At 63.5% G+C, this 15,482-nt stretch carries 13 protein-coding genes and 1 pseudogene; 5 read left to right on the top strand and 9 right to left on the bottom strand.

Translation table 11 applies throughout. The annotated features are described in order from the left end of the window. Positions 1 to 101 precede the first annotated feature (101 nt). Positions 102 to 1,001, top strand: coding sequence for a LysR substrate-binding domain-containing protein (locus C2H86_RS22715; RefSeq protein WP_159409926.1), 900 nt, complete (start codon positions 102 to 104; stop codon positions 999 to 1,001). 46 nt (positions 1,002 to 1,047) lie between these two features. Here the strand turns inward: C2H86_RS22715 and C2H86_RS22710 are convergent, their stop codons facing one another. Beyond that, positions 1,048 to 1,518: an FAD/FMN-containing dehydrogenase gene (locus tag C2H86_RS22710; RefSeq protein WP_159409925.1), complete on the bottom strand. Its 471-nt coding sequence runs from the start codon at positions 1,516 to 1,518 to the stop codon at positions 1,048 to 1,050. Positions 1,519 to 1,657: 139 nt separating this feature from the next. On the opposite strand from C2H86_RS22710, the gene C2H86_RS22705 reads away from it, so the two are divergent. Further along, positions 1,658 to 2,665: a GlxA family transcriptional regulator gene (locus C2H86_RS22705; RefSeq protein WP_103447900.1), complete on the top strand. Its 1,008-nt coding sequence runs from the start codon at positions 1,658 to 1,660 to the stop codon at positions 2,663 to 2,665. Positions 2,666 to 2,671: 6 nt separating this feature from the next. Here C2H86_RS22705 and C2H86_RS22700 read toward each other — a convergent pair whose 3' ends face one another. After that, positions 2,672 to 3,343: a TetR/AcrR family transcriptional regulator gene (locus C2H86_RS22700; protein WP_159409924.1), complete on the bottom strand. Its 672-nt coding sequence runs from the start codon at positions 3,341 to 3,343 to the stop codon at positions 2,672 to 2,674. 172 nt (positions 3,344 to 3,515) lie between these two features. Here C2H86_RS22700 and C2H86_RS22695 point away from each other — a divergent pair, with 172 nt between their 5' ends. Continuing rightward, the gene (locus C2H86_RS22695) at positions 3,516 to 3,764 is read left to right on the top strand and encodes a CsbD family protein (protein WP_159409923.1); all 249 of its coding nucleotides are present in this window, start codon (positions 3,516 to 3,518) and stop codon (positions 3,762 to 3,764) included. A 280-nt stretch (positions 3,765 to 4,044) separates the two neighbouring features. Continuing rightward, positions 4,045 to 6,126 (top strand): annotated as a pseudogene (locus C2H86_RS22690) (TonB-dependent siderophore receptor); the annotation flags it as partial. Positions 6,127 to 6,167: 41 nt separating this feature from the next. Here C2H86_RS22690 and C2H86_RS22685 read toward each other — a convergent pair. From C2H86_RS22685 to quiC, 4 genes are all read right to left on the bottom strand, one after another. Further along, entirely contained in the window at positions 6,168 to 6,731 is a 564-nt protein-coding gene (locus C2H86_RS22685; RefSeq protein ID WP_159409922.1) for a DUF3833 domain-containing protein, read from the bottom strand. 3 nt (positions 6,732 to 6,734) lie between these two features. After that, positions 6,735 to 7,295 carry a chalcone isomerase family protein gene (locus tag C2H86_RS22680; protein ID WP_430738562.1) on the bottom strand — a complete coding sequence of 187 codons (561 nt, stop codon included), beginning with the start codon at positions 7,293 to 7,295 and terminating at the stop codon, positions 6,735 to 6,737. Further along, positions 7,282 to 7,920: a dihydrofolate reductase family protein gene (locus tag C2H86_RS22675; RefSeq protein WP_159409921.1), complete on the bottom strand. Its 639-nt coding sequence runs from the start codon at positions 7,918 to 7,920 to the stop codon at positions 7,282 to 7,284. Before C2H86_RS22675 ends, C2H86_RS22680 begins: the two co-directional genes overlap by 14 nt. Before the next feature lie 375 nt (positions 7,921 to 8,295). Further along, the gene (gene quiC, locus C2H86_RS22670; RefSeq protein ID WP_159409920.1) at positions 8,296 to 10,203 is read right to left on the bottom strand and encodes a 3-dehydroshikimate dehydratase QuiC; all 1,908 of its coding nucleotides are present in this window, start codon (positions 10,201 to 10,203) and stop codon (positions 8,296 to 8,298) included. Between the two features lie 475 nt (positions 10,204 to 10,678). Here quiC and C2H86_RS22665 point away from each other — a divergent pair, with 475 nt between their 5' ends. After that, positions 10,679 to 12,052, top strand: a complete 1,374-nt coding sequence (locus tag C2H86_RS22665; RefSeq protein WP_159409919.1) for an MFS transporter — start codon at positions 10,679 to 10,681, stop codon at positions 12,050 to 12,052. Positions 12,053 to 12,088: 36 nt separating this feature from the next. Here the strand turns inward: C2H86_RS22665 and C2H86_RS22660 are convergent, their stop codons facing one another. The 3 genes from C2H86_RS22660 to C2H86_RS22650 form a co-directional block, all read right to left on the bottom strand. Beyond that, positions 12,089 to 13,501 carry a DOPA decarboxylase gene (locus C2H86_RS22660; protein ID WP_159409918.1) on the bottom strand — a complete coding sequence of 471 codons (1,413 nt, stop codon included), beginning with the start codon at positions 13,499 to 13,501 and terminating at the stop codon, positions 12,089 to 12,091. 81 nt (positions 13,502 to 13,582) lie between these two features. After that, positions 13,583 to 14,527 carry a LysR family transcriptional regulator gene (locus C2H86_RS22655; RefSeq protein WP_159409917.1) on the bottom strand — a complete coding sequence of 315 codons (945 nt, stop codon included), beginning with the start codon at positions 14,525 to 14,527 and terminating at the stop codon, positions 13,583 to 13,585. A gap of 123 nt (positions 14,528 to 14,650) precedes the next feature. After that, a complete protein-coding gene (locus C2H86_RS22650) occupies positions 14,651 to 15,361 on the bottom strand; it encodes a YebC/PmpR family DNA-binding transcriptional regulator (protein ID WP_060513203.1) in 711 nt (236 codons plus the stop codon). Positions 15,362 to 15,482: the final 121 nt, after the last annotated feature.

The following is a 15,482-nucleotide window of genomic DNA, read 5'->3' as shown; positions in this document are numbered from 1 at the left end:
GTGTGGAAGTACGCCCAGCGAGTCTGGACAACTTGCCAGGCCCGGAAAAGCACAATAAATTGGCAGCCACTATTAAAAAAACTAACAAGGCAAGGTTGCCCATGACCCTTGACCGGCTCCCGCCCCTGAACGCCGTGCGTGCCTTTGAGGCTGCCGCTCGCCTGGGCAGCTACGTTGCTGCCGCCCAGGCCTTGCACGTCACCCAACCCGCCATCGGCCGACATGTGAAGATCCTTGAAGACTGGCTGGGCGTGCGCCTGCTCGACCGTTCGCCGCGGGGCGTGAGCCTGACCCAGGAAGGCGCCTACTACTACCAGAGCGCCTCGGAAGCCTTGAAGATGCTGGCCCATGCCGGGCAGGTGGTCAGCCGCCGGGTGCCCGAGCGCTGGCTGCGGATCCTGTGCGTGCCGGCCTTCGCCTCGCGCTGGCTGACTCCGCGCATCGGGGCGCTGAAAGCCCTGCGGCCAGAGCTGAAGATCGCCATCGAGCCCAACGCCACTTTTACCAGCGTTGACGCCCGCCAGGCGGACCTGGCCATCGCCTATGGCTTGCCGGGGGAATTGTCGGGTGTGCATGAAGTGCTGATCCGCCCGGAGGTGTTTGCCGTCTGCTCACCCGCCTTCAGGGCGACGCTGCCTTTGGCGCTGACGGTGGCCGACCTGCCCGGGTGCAAACTGATCCACGTCGACAGCGGCGGCTGGTGGAGCAGCTGGTTTGCCGCCCAGGGCGTGCGGCAATGCGTCAAGGCAGACACTTCCCATGTGAGCAACGACATCGTGCTGAACCTGGCCAAGGCGGGGCACGGCATCGCCTTGGCTACCGAGGTGCTGGTGGCAGACGAGCTGGCCGCAGGCAGCCTGGTGCGCTGCGTGGCACAAGGGGTACCACTTGAAAGCTACCAGGTGCTTACCCCGACACCCGCGCCCGGCGAAGATGCGCTGTGGTTCATGGCCTGGTTGCGGGAGAACCTGCGTGGCGACTTCCCGAACGCCGCGTGCTGAAGCCGGACCAGCGGCGGGCAGACGGCGAAATACAGTGCAGGCAAACTCAATGGCCAGGTGCCTTGGCCAAGGCAGCCTTGAGTGCCTCGGGATCGGCAAATGCCTGCTGGCTCACCAACACCCCATCCTGCAATTGCAACCACAACACCTGCCCTGCCTGCCCCGGATAGCGGCTGGCCACGCGGCCTTCGCGGTCGAGCATCACCCGATAGCTGTAATTGCGCATCGCCGGGATGGCGAACAGTTTGCTGATCAGCGCCGGCATACGCTGGATATCGGCGACGAACACCGCATCACGCGCCTCCAGATAGCCCTTGGGCGTGTCGGCCAGGGCGGCCTTGACCAGCTTGGCGCCATCCATGTCGCGAGCCACCAGTAGAAGGTGGGTATCGGCGCTCAGGCTATAAGGCTGGTCGTTCTGGTCAAGCAGTGTCCAGGGTGCCAACCGCTCGCCTGTCTCCAGGGCATGGGCCAGCGACGGCAGCAGACCGAACAGTAATGCGACGGCGTATTTCATCGAGGTTCTCCGGAAAAGGGCCGCCAGCTTAGCCCACTTGCCTCAACACGACCTGCAATACGACACGCGCCCACGGGAAGTTGTCTTTCCCGCACGCTCCCGCCACACTCTGCTGGCCAGCCAGGAAGCGGAGTCCAGAGTGCCCACCCCACGTCAGTTCAGCAAGAAGACCAGCACCAGCAACATGCTGCGGCTCAAGGCCAGCGCCGGTAGCCCCGAGGCCCCCTACCGCGTCGACTTCATCCTGCTCGAGCACTTCTCGATGGCCAGCTTCACCGTGGCCATGGACGTGCTGGTCACCGCCAACCTGCTGCGCGCCGACAGCTTCCGCTTCACTCCGCTGTCACTCAAGGGTGACCGGGTGCTCAGCGACCTGGGCCTGGAACTGGTCGCCAGCGAACTGTCTGCCAGCGAACTCAAGGAACTCGACCTGCTGATCGTCTGCGGCGGCCTGCGCACGCCGCTGAAATACCCCGAACTCGACCGCCTGCTGGACGACTGCGCCAGCCACGGCATGGCCCTGGGCGGGCTGTGGAATGGCGCCTGGTTCCTCGGCCGGGCCGGCGTGCTCGACGACTACGGCTGCAGCATCCACCCCGAACAGCGCGCCAGCCTTTCCGAGCGCAGCCCGCAAACCCGCATCACCCCGGCCAGCTTCACCCTCGACCGCGACCGCCTCAGCGCCGCCAGCCCCAACGGCGCCATGGAGCTGATGCTCGGCCTGGTGCGCCGCCTGTATGGCGACGGCCTGGCCGAAGGCGTGGAAGAAATCCTGTCGTTCTCCGGCGCTCGCTACCGCCAGGTCGGCCCCGGGGCGAAAAAGTCCATGAGCCTGCACCTGCGCACCATCGTCGAGCTGATGGAAAACAACCTCGAAGAGACCCTGAGCCTCGACCAGCTGGCGGCCTACAGCGGCCGCTCGCGTCGGCAGATCGACCGCCTGTTCCAGGCCCAGCTCGGCACTTCGCCGCGGCGCTACTACATGGAACTGCGCATCACCAAGAGCCGCCGCCTGTTGCAGTACTCCGACCTGTCGGTGATGGAGGTGGCAGTGGCCTGCGGCTTTGTCTCGGTGTCGCACTTCAGCAAGTGCTATGCCGCCTACTTTGGCTACCCGCCGTCGCGCGAGCAACGGCTGGGCGAATAAGCGGGTTCAGGCGCGGATGTAGCTGAGCACCACGTCGCAGATCATCTGCCGGTGGCGCTGCTTGACCTGCTCGTCGGCCAGGTCGATCTGGAAGATGTCACCGAAGGTGTGGCGGTTGGACACCCGGTAAAAGCAGAATGAACTCATCAGCATGTGCAGGTCGATGACCTCGATGCCTTCGCGGAACACGCCCTCTTCCACGCCGCGCGCCAGGGTGCTGCCCAATGCCTGCAGCACCAGGCTGCTCATCTCGCGAATGGCCGGCGACTTCTTGACGTACTCGCCGTAGTGGATGTTCTCGGTGCAAACCATGCGCACGAAATCGACGTTGCGGTCGTGGTGGTCGAAGGTGAACTCGGCCAGCCGGCGAATCGCCTGCTCGGCCGGCAGCGACTCGAGGTCCAGGCTCTGCTCGGTCTTGCGGATGTCGCCATAGAGCTTGACCAGGCACTCGACGTACAGCTGCTCCTTGCTGCCGAAGTAGTAGTAGATCATGCGCTTGGACGTGGCCGTGCGCTCGGCGATGGCGTCCACGCGCGCGCCGGCCAGGCCCTGCTGGACGAACTCGTTGATGGCGGCCTGGAGGATGTCCTCGCGGGTTTTCTCGGGGTTGTTCTTGCGCGGTTGGCGCGTAGCCGAGGGTTCAGGCGGGCTGAGGGGGGCTACGGGGTCGGTCATGGGGGCTCACGGGGTGTTTATTGGAATTGGAGAAGGATTATCCGTGAGTGGGCAGGTGCAGGGAAGTCATTGTGCAGCCGGGGTCAGCCGCGCGCAGCCGGTTTGAACTATTTCAACGTCATTGCGCCCTAACCCTCTGCCCATTGCAACCCAAAGGAAGGTTTGAGCAATCATGAAGCGCGAACAGATCGAAGGTGCGGCAGAGAAACTGGCTGGCAAGGCGCAGAGCGCGGCTGGGCAGTGGCTGGAAGACCCGGCACTGGAAGCCGAAGGTGATGCCCGTCAGGCGTCCGGACAACTGACTAAAAGCTATGGTGATGCCCTGGCCAACGTGTCCGGTTTTGTCAGAGAGAAGCCACTGACAGCGCTTGCAGTGGCTGCGGGGCTTGCACTGGTGGTCAGCCGTCTGTTGCGACGCTGATTGCTGACCGTGAGACATCGAGCGCCGCTCCCGCGGCGCTTCGTTGTCCATTGAGCTGTTTTTTGCAAAATATTCGCCTTTGTAAATCGTTCTCTGTTGGCGTTCTGTATCTTCCCGCCAACAGGAGTCAAGGATGTTTGCTCGTTTCACCGCTTCCGCCACCGGTATGCGCAGAGCCGCACTGGCGCTGACCGTCTCCGGCCCATTGCTGGCCAGTGCCACTGCCACGGCCGAAACCACTGCCCCTCACCGGACAGGCTCCCCCACCCTCGATATCACCCAGAATGAACCAATGGAGCTCGCTGAAACAACCGTCTCCAGCACGGGGTTGGGCGCCACCACCGAAGGCACTGGCAGCTACACCACCGGCTCGGCCAATACCGCGACCGGGCTACGACTCTCGACCCGTGAAACACCACAGTCGGTCAGCGTGGTCACCCGCCAGCAGATCGAAGACCAGAACCTGAACAGTGTTGCCCAGGTTCTTGAACAAACCCCTGGCGTCGTCGTCGACAGCATGGGCCCTGCCGGGAGTGACGCCAACCATATCTACGTGCGCGGCTTCGAGGTAGGCAACATTCAGGTGGATGGCATCAACAGACCCGATACCTACGGGTTTCGGGACGACCTCGCCGACATGGTGTCCTACGACCGGGTAGAAGTGGTACGTGGCGCCACCGGGCTGATGTCTGGCACGGGCGATCCGGGTGCGACGGTCAACCTGATTCGCAAGAAGCCTACGCTGGAAACGCAGCGAAAGCTGACACTCAAGGCGGGCTCCTGGGACGACTATCGCCAGGAACTGGACGTGTCCGGTAAGTTGTCCGACAGCGGTAACGTGCGAGGGCGCTTCGTAGCATCGAACACCAACAGCCAAAGCTACGTCGACCGCCAGTCCTTGGACAAGCAAGCGTTCTACGGGGTGGTGGAATGGGACATCACTGACAGTACGATGCTCACGGTCGGTGCGGAATACCAGGAGATGGACAACGAAGGTGCCGGCAACCATGGCTTCCCAATGTACAAGTCAGACGGTAGCCACTTCAGCCCTTCCCGCTCGTTCAACTCCGCCTCGGACTGGAGTTATCACAAGCGTCGCACCAAGACGGTGTTCACCACCCTGGAGCATCAGCTGGACAACGGCTGGCAGTTGAAACTCAATGCCGAGCACAACCGCCGCAGCTATGACGACGCCTTTGCCACTGCCGCCAGCGGCACAGTCAACCCCGATGGCAGTGGCATCAATACCTGGACAGGCCGTTGGGCGGGCGAGCCCCGGCAGACCTCGTTCGACCTGTCCGCAGCAGGCCCTTTCGAACTGTTTTCTCGCGAGCATCAGGCTTATCTCGGGGCCAGTCACTACAGGGCCTATTACCGTAACGACGGCTATCCGCTGTGGTCGTTCCAGGACATCGACAACATCAACACCTGGGACGGTTCATTGGCGATCCCGGACGCCATCTACACCAAGTCGTCGGAGGATGCCCTGGATGAAACCCAGGATGGCCTGGTCGCCTCGGTGCGCTGGAGCCTGGCCGATGACCTGTCATTGATCACCGGGGTCCGGGTGATTGACTGGCAACGTGACGAGACCTCCACCACCCTGTCGTCGGGCGAAACCAGCCGAACCTCGCGCAGCGAAACCGGGGTCGTGACCCCATACCTGGGGCTGGTGTATGACCTCAATGAGAACTGGTCGGCCTATGCCAGTTACACCACCATCTTCAAACCCCAGAGCAACAAAGATGTCGGGGGCACCTACCTCGATCCATTGGAAGGCGTGAACTACGAACTGGGTTTGAAGAGCGAGTTCTGGGACAAGCGTCTGACCACAGCTTTCAGCATATTTGAGGTTCATCAGGACAACCTGGCAGTGGCCGATGGCAGCAACCTGGCGCCGGACGGCAACCAGGCCTACCGTGCCGAATCGGGTACCAAGACGCGCGGTTTCGAGATGGAAGTGGCCGGCGAGATCCTGCCCGACTGGCAGGTATCGGCCAGCTATACCTACGCCGTTAGCAAAGATTCCGATGGCAACCGCCTGAACACTGAGGTACCGCGAGACACACTGAAACTGTTCACCACCTACCGTCTGCAGTCCTTGCAGCAGTTGAAAGTGGGTGGCGGTGTGCGCTGGCAGGGTACCGAATACTACAAAGACGCCGGACCCAACGACGAGACCTTCACCCAAGATCCCTACAGCGTGGTCGACCTGATGGCGCAATACGCCTTCACTCCGCAAACCAGCGTCTCGCTCAACCTGAATAACGTCTTTGACAAGACTTACTACACCGCTATCGGTTCACGGGGCTGGTATGGTACTCCGCGCAGTGCCACGGCCACCTTGGCCTTTGCGTTCTAGCGCAGCGCCATCGGCTTCGAGGGTGCCAAGGTGAGGTACGCCTACTCGGGCCCCTCAGCGGATGCTGCAGACGCGCCAATGCCCTGCGGCATGCGCCGGAAGAACAAGGTGATCTGCCCGACTTCCACACCCAGCTTGCTCATGCGCGTGCGGTTGATCAGGGTGTCCTGGTCCATCAGGTACATCCAGTCATCCATGTCCATGGTCCAGTGCCGGCCATCGACCGGCAGGTCCAGTTGGTAGCGCCATTGCAGGGCGTTGCCGGCCAAGACGCCAGTGGCCTCGCCGATCACATCGCCTGCCGTGCCGCGCCAGCGGTTGGGGCCGTCGGGGGTGAGGGTCCAGGTTCGCTGCTGGCGTGTGCCATCGCTGTACACGAAGTGTTCGTCGAGGATCAGTCGCTCACCTTCGCGGCGGCTGTCGATACGCACATGGAAGCGCTTTACCACCTCGCCCGAGCGCTTCTGGAACATGCCCCAGGCCTGCACCGGTTGGGAGAAGAACGCCGCCAGGTCCAGGTGCGGTTGTTCCTGGGCGTAGTGCTCGACCCCGACCTTGCAACTGCCCAACAGCAGGCAGGCGATCAACAGGATTGCCTTGTACATGCCTCAACCTCCTCGTTCGCTCCCGCCCACCCCTAGCAGACGCTCGCGCAGCTGTGCATCGCGGGCCCGGGGATCCAGCCAGATGGCAAAGAACGCACGGGCGAATGCCGGGTCGGCCACCTCCAGGCTGAGCTGGCCATCGACGTAGAAACGGCAACCCTGGCCGGGCAGATACAGGCCGGTGATGTTCATGCCCGGGCGCACGTCCACGAAGGCTTCAGCCATGACGGCTGACCAGCGTTTGACGGTGTCGGTGGGCAGTGGCTGCTTCGCCAGCCGTTGTATTTCATCGATGCTCGCCTGCACCAGCGTGTTCCGTGACAGCGACCGGTGGTAGACCAGTTCGAGGGCGAATGGCTCGTCCCAACTCCACGAGGCGTTGGCGTGCCACAGGCGGGCGGTGTACAGGCGCAGGCCGAACCAGGTGAAATCGCCACTGCCTGCCACCTGCGCGGCGGGCAGTGACGCGCGCCAATCCGCGCTTGCAGGCGTAGCCATCGTCAACAGGGCGACCAGCGCGAACACGCGGATAGCCAGGCTCGATATCCCCTCACGCTCGCACATAGCGCAGGTGCGTAGCATCGGGTGTATGGAATGCTTTTTCGACCCGAAACTTGGCCACGGGCTCATGGAGGTTGGCGAACAGGCGTCGTCCACAGCCAAAGAGCACCGGAGCAAGGGCAATTTCCAGTTCGTCGATGGCATCTATGCGCAAATACTGCTGGATCACGTCCGCGCCACCGGAGATGCGGATGTCACGGCTGCCTGCAACCGCCCTGGCCAGCTCCAGAGCTTTCGCCGGCCCCTCGTTGCAGAAGTGGAACGTCGTGCCGCCCGGGCGCACCCACGGTTCACGCTTTTCGTGGGTGAGCACATACACCGGGCAATGGAAAGGCGCTTCCTCCGGCCAACTGAGCTCGCCCTGCTCGAACATGCGCTTGCCCATGATGGCGGCGCCGGTACGCTCCAGGGTGTGGCGGAGCATGTCGTTGACCGGGCCGGTCTCGCCGCCCGAGGCGAACATGAGGTGCTCGCGGAAGTATTGCTGCTTGAGGATCCAGCTCATCAGCTCGCCCCACCTGGCGCCCCAGTGCTTGTACCCGGGGTTGTCCCAGTGCGCGATGTCCATGCCTTCCGGGGCCATGTAGCCGTCAAGGCTGAGGCCGATGTTGATGAATACCTTGCTCATGATTGCCCTCTTGCTTCGAAGATAAGAGCCTCATGAGCATAGATGAGAGGGTTCCGCAGCTTGGTTCAGGGGTGTGGCCGGTAGTGCATGCCGAAAGGTTTGCAGCGCCTATCCGATCGAGCGCCGCCCGCGCGGCGCATCGCGAGCTGCGCTCGCTCCTACGTTTGTTTCGGGCCAGTTAATCCTGGGGGATTTGCGCGCGAACGCCTTGGCGCATGGCGCGCTATCGCGTCGTACCAACAAGACGGCCGCGCGCGCCTGTCACAGGCGTTACTGGCCCGAAACAAACGTAGGAGCGAGCGCAGCTCGCGATGCGCCGCGCGGGCGGCGCTCGATCTCACAGGCGCTAAATACCTGTCGGCGAACGCTTTGTAATCACAACACCGGCTTGCGCGCCGCTCCACTGCGGCGCTTGGCCATCGCCGCCAGGCGCACCGCGACGTTCGCCGCGCCGTACCCGGCATAGCCGCCCTTGCGCTGGATGATCTCGAAGAAGAAGCGCTCCTCGAACGGTTCGGTGTACACGTGGAACAGCTCGCCACCTTGGGCATCACGGTCGTACAGCACGTTGTAGTACGCCAGTTCGCTTAGGAACTCGTCGTTGAAATCGAAACGCGCCGCGAGGTCGTCGTAGTAGTTCAGCGGGATTTCCAGCAGCGGCACCCCGGACTCCTTCGCCCGCGCCACTTCACTGAAGATGTCTGCGCAATCGAAGGCGATGTGATGCACGCCCGAGCCACGATAGCTGGACAGCGCATGGGCTATGGCAGTATTGCGGTTCTCCGAGATGTTCAGCGGCAAGCGCAAGCTGCCACACTGGCTGCGCAAGGCGCGGCTCTTGACCAGGCCGTACGGGTCGGGCAGCACCACTTCGTCGTCGGCGGCAAAGTCGAACAGGCTCTTGTAGAACAGCACCCAGCTGTCCAGCGACTCGGCCGGCAGCGCCAGGGCCATGTGGTCGATGCGCTGCAGGCCACCGGTGGCGCTGGCGGCCGGGTCGAGGCGGAAGTCGGTGTCGTACAGCGACGGCCCTTCCTTGCCCTGCTCCACCAGGTAGATCAGGCTGCCGTCCGGGGCACGCACGGCAGGCACTTCGCATTCGTTGGGGCCGACCAGACCGCGGAATGGCTGGCCACGGAAGTCCGTGGCGCGTTGCAGCGCGGCGTGCTCGTCCTTGACCCGCAGGGCGGTGGCGCACAGCGACGGGCCGTGGGCCTCGAAGAAGTTGTGGCCGAAGGAGTATGGCTCGGCGTTGAGCACGATGTTGATGTCGTTCTGGCGCAGCAGGCGCACATCCTTGCTGCGATGCTTGCCGGCTTCGGCAAAGCCCAGGCGCTTGAGCCAGCCGCCCAGGCGCGCGCCGACGGCTTCGTCGACGGCGAATTCGAGGAACTCCACGCCGTCGTAGGCGCTGGCGGCCGGCGGGGTGAACAGCACGCCCGGCTCGATCGCGGTGCCTTCCTGCTCCAGGCGCAGGCGGGTCTGCTCTTCGAGGTACAGCAGCGAGCGCAGGCCGTCGGCGGCATTCTGCCGTGGCGGTGCGGCGCGGAAGCCGTCGTTGAAGATTTCCAGCGACAGCGGCCCGCGGTAGCCGGTGGCGAGGATCGGCGCGAGGAAGCCGGCCAGGTCCATTTCGCCCTGCCCCGGGAAGTTGCGGAAGTGGCGGCTCCACTCCAGCACGTCCATGTTCAGGATCGGCGCGTCGGCCATCTGCACGAAGAAGATCTTGTCGCCGGGAATGTCGCGGATCGCCGCTGGGTCGCCTTTGAGCGACAAGGTGTGGAAGCTGTCGAGGATCACGCCCAGCGCCGGGTGGTCGGCCTGGCGCACCAGGTTCCAAACTTGCTGGTAAGTATTGACGTGACGGCCCCAGGCCAAGGCTTCGTAGCCAATGCGCAGGCCGCGCTTGCCAGCGTGCTCGCCGAGCAGGCGCAGGTCGTCCACCAGGAGCTGTTCATCGCCCAGGGCGTCGGCCTGGACGTTGCTGCACACCAGCACCAGGTCGGTGCCCAACTCTTGCATCAGGTCGAACTTGCGCTCGGCGCGGTCAAGGTTCTTCTGCAGGCGGTCGCGGCGGCAGCCTTCAAAATCGCGGAACGGCTGGAACAGGGTGATGGCAATGCCGAGGTCGGCGCACATCTGCCGCACTTCACGGGGGCTGCCAGCGTAATACAACAGGTCGTTCTCGAAGATCTCGACGCCGTCGAAACCGGCGGCGGCGATGGCTTCGAGCTTTTCCGGCAGGGTGCCGCTCAAGGACACGGTGGCTATCGAACGCTGCATGGGGAAGTTCCTTGTTATTGGAAGGACGACGGGCCGAAAACCTCTCAAGGTTCCTGGCACTGTCGATTATTCGCAGGTAAAGTCGGCCCGGCAATCTGTTTGTACGAAATGGTTAGTTTTGCGTTCGATTACCGCACAAAACCGATTCTGGCGAATTGATTCACTGCCAACCCTGGGCAAACATGAACCCAGACGCAGGCACACCGACCGCCCTCTTCTGCCCAGACGGGCGTTCGGCAGCACCTGCGCAGACAAGCCCAACGTCACGACATAATAAGTTCAATAAACCGGGTACCGACCTATGCACACCTCCATCGCCTTGCGATCCGCACCTGCTCGTTCGTCCTCCCTTTGCAGACACCGCCTGCGATCGTCAGCGCTATAACGCCCTACTCCCGACAAGCGATCGCACCCCTCTGGCCGCCCCCGGGCGACGCCAGCCGTGCGGCGACCTACAAGAACAACGGAGACAACGATGGCTCACTCAAGCTCTCAAGCCAAGAAAGCGACCGCCAGCGGATGGATTGGCTCGGCACTCGAATACTACGATTTCTTCATCTATGCCCAGGCTGCGGCGCTGATCTTCCCGCAGATCTTCTTCCCCAATACCGACCCGAAAATGGCCATCATCGCCTCGCTGGCCACCTACGGCGTGGGCTACCTGGCACGCCCGATCGGCGCCTTCGTGCTCGGCCACTGGGGTGACACCCGTGGGCGCAAGAACGTATTGCTGCTGTGCATGTTCCTGATGGGCCTGTCGACCATGGCCGTGGGCCTGCTGCCGACCTACCACGACATCGGCCTGCTGGCCCCGGCCTTGCTGGTGGTGCTGCGCCTGGTCCAGGGCTTTGCCGTGGCCGGTGAAATCTCCGGCGCAAGTTCCATGATCATGGAGCACGCCCCGTTCGGGCGGCGGGGTTACTACGCCAGCTTCACCTTGCAGGGCGTGCAGGCCGGCCAGGTGCTGGCAGCGGCGGTGTTCCTGCCACTGGCTTACTTCATGCCGAGCGACGCCTTCAATGACTGGGGCTGGCGTATTCCGTTCCTGATGAGCGCCTTCGTCCTGATCGCGGGCTTCATCATCCGCAAGGAAGTGCACGAAACCCCGGCGTTCGTGAAGGAAGAGAAGCAGGACAAGGTTGCCAAGTCGCCAATCAGCGAGGCCTTCCGCCACAGCTGGAAGCACATGGTGCTGGTGATGTTCATGGCCCTGATGAACGTGATCCCGGTGGTCGCCACCATCTTCGGCGCGGCCTACGCAGTGCAGCCGGCCTATGGCATCGGCTTCGACAAAAGCGTGTACCTGTGGATCCCGGTAGTGGGCAACATCGTCGCGGTGCTGGTGATCCCGTTCGTGGGCAACCTGTCCGACAAGATCGGCCGCCGCCCGACCATGATCGCCGGCTGCCTGGGCTCTGGCCTGCTGGCCTTTGTCTACCTGTACGCGATCAGCATCCAGAACGTGCCACTGGCCTTCGCCGCCTCGATCGTGATGTGGGGCATGGTCTATCAGGGCTATAACGCGGTATTCCCAAGCTTCTACCCGGAGCTGTTCCACACCCGCTACCGCGTATCGGCCATGGCCATCGCGCAGAACATCGGCACCATGCTCACCGCCATGCTGCCAGCGCTGTTCGCCCTGGTGGCGCCACCGGGTTCGGAGAACATTCCGCTGGTGATCGGTGGCCTGGCGTTCTTCATCACCTGCGTGTGTGCCCTGGCGGCCTACATTGCGCCGGAGACTCACCGGATGGCGATGGAAGACCTGGGTAATCCGAATGCCAAGCCGATGGAGAAAGAGGCCTTCGAGGCCAGCCGTAAAGGTAGCTTTCAGGCGGTGAGCAACTGATAGATTGCTGGGGGCCGCTTTGCGGCCCCAACATTTTCAGCCTTTAACCACTTCCTGCAAGTTCAGCCAAAGCTTCTCGACATGCTCCCGCTCGGTCGGCAGGGCCCCCACCGATACCCGCAACATCCACCGCCCTTCCAGCGTCGCCGGCGTCACATACGCCACCCCGGACGCATTCAACCGCCCAGCCCACGCCTTGGTATGCGCATCCAGCGCCTCCCCCTCCAGCCCCGCTGGCCGATGGCGAATGCACAATGTCTGTAACTGCACCGGCGCCAGCACGTCCCACTCCGCCGACGCACTCACCTGCTCCGCCAGCCAGCGGGCGTTGTCCAGGTCCCGGCGCAAGCGCTGCTGCAACGCCTCTACACCTTCGCTGCGCAACATGAACCACAGCTTCAGCGCACGGAACCGGCGACCCAGCGGAATCCCCCAGTCACGCAGGTTCTTCACCTCGCCATCCACCGCCGACTGCAGGTAGCTCGGATTGGTGCTCATCACCCGGATCAAGTGCTGCGGATCACGCACGTAGTAGATCGAGCAGTCGAACGCCACGCCCAGCCATTTGTGCGCATTGACCACGACAGAATCGGCCAGCTCGATGCCGTCCCACATCCAGCGGCATTCCGGCAGGATCATCGCCGAGCCGGCCATGGCCGAGTCGACATGCAGCCACAGCCCGTTGGCCTGGGCGATTTCGCCGATCGGGCGCAGTGGGTCGAGGGCGGTGGTGGTGGTGGTGCCGGTGGTGGCGACCACGGCACACGGTTGATTACCGGCGACCAGGTCTTGCTCGATGGCCGCCCGCAGCGCTTCCGGGCGCATGGCGAACTGCTCGTCGGTGGCGATCAGGCGAATGTTGGCGCGGCCAAAGCCGGCTAGCAGTGCGGCCTTGTCCACCGAGCTGTGGGCATGGGCGCTGACATAGACGATCAACGGCTTGGCCTCGGCCTGCAGGCCGCCGCGTACCAGCGCATAGTCGGTGGCGCGCTCACGGGCGCTGATCAGCGCCACCAAGGTACTGGTGGACGCGGTGTCCTGGATCACCCCGCTCCACTGGTCCGACAGGCCGAGCAACTGGCGCAGCCAATCGAGGGTGGTTTCTTCCAGTTCGCTCAACGCCGGGCTGGACTGCCACGACAGGCCGAGCACGCCAAGGCCGGTGCTGAGGAAATCGCCGAGCACCGACGACAGGGTGCCGTTGGACGGGAAGTAGCCGTAGAAGTCCGGGTGCTGCCAGTGCGACAGGCCGGGCATGACCAGTTGGTTGACGTCGTCGAGGATCGCCTCGAACGACTCACCCTGCTGCGGGGCGCCTTGGGGCAGCTGGGCCTTGAGGTAACCGGGCTCGACCTGGGCCATGACCGGGCGTTCGCCGACGGATTGACGGTAGTCGGCGATCAGGTCGATCAGCTGGTGGCCATACTGGCGGAATTGTTCTGGGGTCACGCGCGCTCTCCTGAGGATTGTCCAATGCCCCCAGTCTAGGCGCCTGCGCCCGCGCGAATAACCCCGCTTCGCGCATACCTGTTATGGCAAACCTGCAACCCCGCCCTGCACCCCGAACTGCGACTGCCGCCACAGCTCGAACACCCGGTTGCGCAACCAGCGGTGCTCGGCCGAGGCCTGCAAGCGCTGATGCCACACTACCCAATAGCGCTGGGTATGTTCGACAAACCCTAATGGCCGCCACGCCAGCCCATGCAGGCGGCACAGCTGGCGGGCGATGTGTTCGGGCACCGTGGCCAGCGCCTGGCTGTTGCCGATCACCTGTACGGTGGCCGAGAAGAACGGTACTTCCAGGCTGATGCGCCGTTGCAGGCCCTGTGCGCGCAGGTGGCGGTCGATGAAGCTGTCCTTGTCGCCACCACCGGAAATGCGCACGTGCTTGCAGGCCAGGTAGTCGTCCTGGCCAAGCACGTCCAGCGCGGTCAGCGGGTGATCCTGGCGCATCAGGCACACCGCGCGGTCTTCGCCGAGCAGTCGCCCATGCAGGTTGGGCGGCGACTCGTCGAACAAGGTCGTGGCCAGGTCGATCTCGCCGCTGGCGAGCAAGGCGTATTGCCCGGCCTGCCAGGTGCGGTAGTCGATGGACACGCCTGGGGCTTCCTGCTCCAAGGCAGCCACCAGCAGCGGCAGCATGTGCTCGGCCACGTAATCGGAGGCGGCCAGGCAGAAGCGCCGCTCGCAGCGAGCCGGGTCGAAGGCGGCGGGTTGGCGCAGGGCCTGGAGTTCTTCGAGCACCTGGCGCAGGGGTTCGACCAGGGCTTCGGCGTGTTCGCTGAGCACATAACCGCGGCCCTGGCGTACCAGCAGTGGGTCGTCGAAGGCTTCGCGCAGATGGGCCAGCTGGCGGCTCAGGGCCGATTGGCTGACACCCAGGCGGTCGGCGGCGTGGCTGAGGTTCTTCAGCTGCAGGAGGCAGTCGAGGGTACGCAGGTGGGCAAGGCTGAGGGAGGCGAAGGTGGGGTTCATGCAGGCTCCCTTCTATATGTTTTGCCGGCCCATTCGCGGGACAAGCCCGCTCCTACAGACAAACGCGTATTCCTGTAGGAGCGGGCTTGTCCCGCGAATGGGCCGCAAAGCGGCCCCAGCTTTTTAGTCAGTCAGGCCAACGTAGACGTTCTGCACATCATCGTTCTCGTCGATCGCCTCGAGGAACGCTTCCACCTCAGCCAGTGCTTCAGCGCTCAGGCTGGCAGCGCTCACCGGGTTCTTCGGGGTGTAACCGATCTTCGCCGAAGTCACGGTGAAACCATGATCTGGCAGCGCCTTCTGCACGGCATCCAGGTCGGTGGTGTCGGTGATGAACAGGGTCGAACCTTCTTCTTCACCTTCCTCGAAGTCCTGGGCACCGGCTTCGATGGCGGCCATTTCCGGGTCGGCATCGCCTTCCGGGGTGGCTTCGATCAGGCCGACGTGGTTGAAGTCCCAGGTCACCGAGCCGCTGGCGCCCAGCTGGCCCTTGCGGAACAGCACGCGAATCTGCGCCACGGTGCGGTTGACGTTGTCGGTCAGGCACTCGACGATCAGTGGCACCTGATGCGGGGCGAAGCCTTCATAGCTCACGGCATGGTACTGCACGGCCTCACCGTCCAGGCCAGCGCCTTTCTTGATGGCACGCTCAAGGGTCTCGCGGGTCATCGAGGCTTTCTTGGCCTGGACGATGGCCAGGCGCAGGCGCGGGTTCATGTCCGGGTCGGCGCCGGACTTGGCAGCGATCTGGATTTCCTTGGCCAGCTTGCCCATGATCTTGCCCTTGGCATTGGCAGCTGTTTCTCTATGTTTGGCTTTCCACTGTGCGCCCATGTCGACTCTCTTTGTTTCAGCGGCCGGTTCAGGAAGCGACCGGCCAAAAGTGGGAGCAGTTTATACGCCCTCGGGCAGTGGATCGACAAGTAATCTCACGGTTTGTCGGCCTTGCGCGCTT

The organism is Pseudomonas putida, assembly GCF_009883635.2.
Lineage (GTDB): Bacteria > Pseudomonadota > Gammaproteobacteria > Pseudomonadales > Pseudomonadaceae > Aquipseudomonas > Aquipseudomonas putida_W.
The sequence above is the reverse complement of the archived record's forward strand: the minus strand, read 5'-3'. Positions and strand labels throughout refer to the sequence as shown.

What these genes read in the sequence shown, in the direction of transcription:
- C2H86_RS22685 (WP_159409922.1), bottom strand. Translation starts at nt 6,731, where the DNA reads ATGTACAAGGCAATCCTGTTGATCGCCTGCCTGCTGTTGGGCAGTTGC.
- C2H86_RS22675 (WP_159409921.1), bottom strand. Translation starts at nt 7,920, where the DNA reads ATGAGCAAGGTATTCATCAACATCGGCCTCAGCCTTGACGGCTACATG.
- C2H86_RS22710 (WP_159409925.1), bottom strand. Translation starts at nt 1,518, where the DNA reads ATGAAATACGCCGTCGCATTACTGTTCGGTCTGCTGCCGTCGCTGGCC.
- C2H86_RS22680 (WP_430738562.1), bottom strand. Translation starts at nt 7,295, where the DNA reads ATGTGCGAGCGTGAGGGGATATCGAGCCTGGCTATCCGCGTGTTCGCG.
- C2H86_RS22695 (WP_159409923.1), top strand. Translation starts at nt 3,516, where the DNA reads ATGAAGCGCGAACAGATCGAAGGTGCGGCAGAGAAACTGGCTGGCAAG.
- C2H86_RS22655 (WP_159409917.1), bottom strand. Translation starts at nt 14,527, where the DNA reads ATGAACCCCACCTTCGCCTCCCTCAGCCTTGCCCACCTGCGTACCCTC.
- C2H86_RS22665 (WP_159409919.1), top strand. Translation starts at nt 10,679, where the DNA reads ATGGCTCACTCAAGCTCTCAAGCCAAGAAAGCGACCGCCAGCGGATGG.
- C2H86_RS22715 (WP_159409926.1), top strand. Translation starts at nt 102, where the DNA reads ATGACCCTTGACCGGCTCCCGCCCCTGAACGCCGTGCGTGCCTTTGAG.
- C2H86_RS22700 (WP_159409924.1), bottom strand. Translation starts at nt 3,343, where the DNA reads ATGACCGACCCCGTAGCCCCCCTCAGCCCGCCTGAACCCTCGGCTACG.
- quiC (WP_159409920.1), bottom strand. Translation starts at nt 10,203, where the DNA reads ATGCAGCGTTCGATAGCCACCGTGTCCTTGAGCGGCACCCTGCCGGAA.
- C2H86_RS22650 (WP_060513203.1), bottom strand. Translation starts at nt 15,361, where the DNA reads ATGGGCGCACAGTGGAAAGCCAAACATAGAGAAACAGCTGCCAATGCC.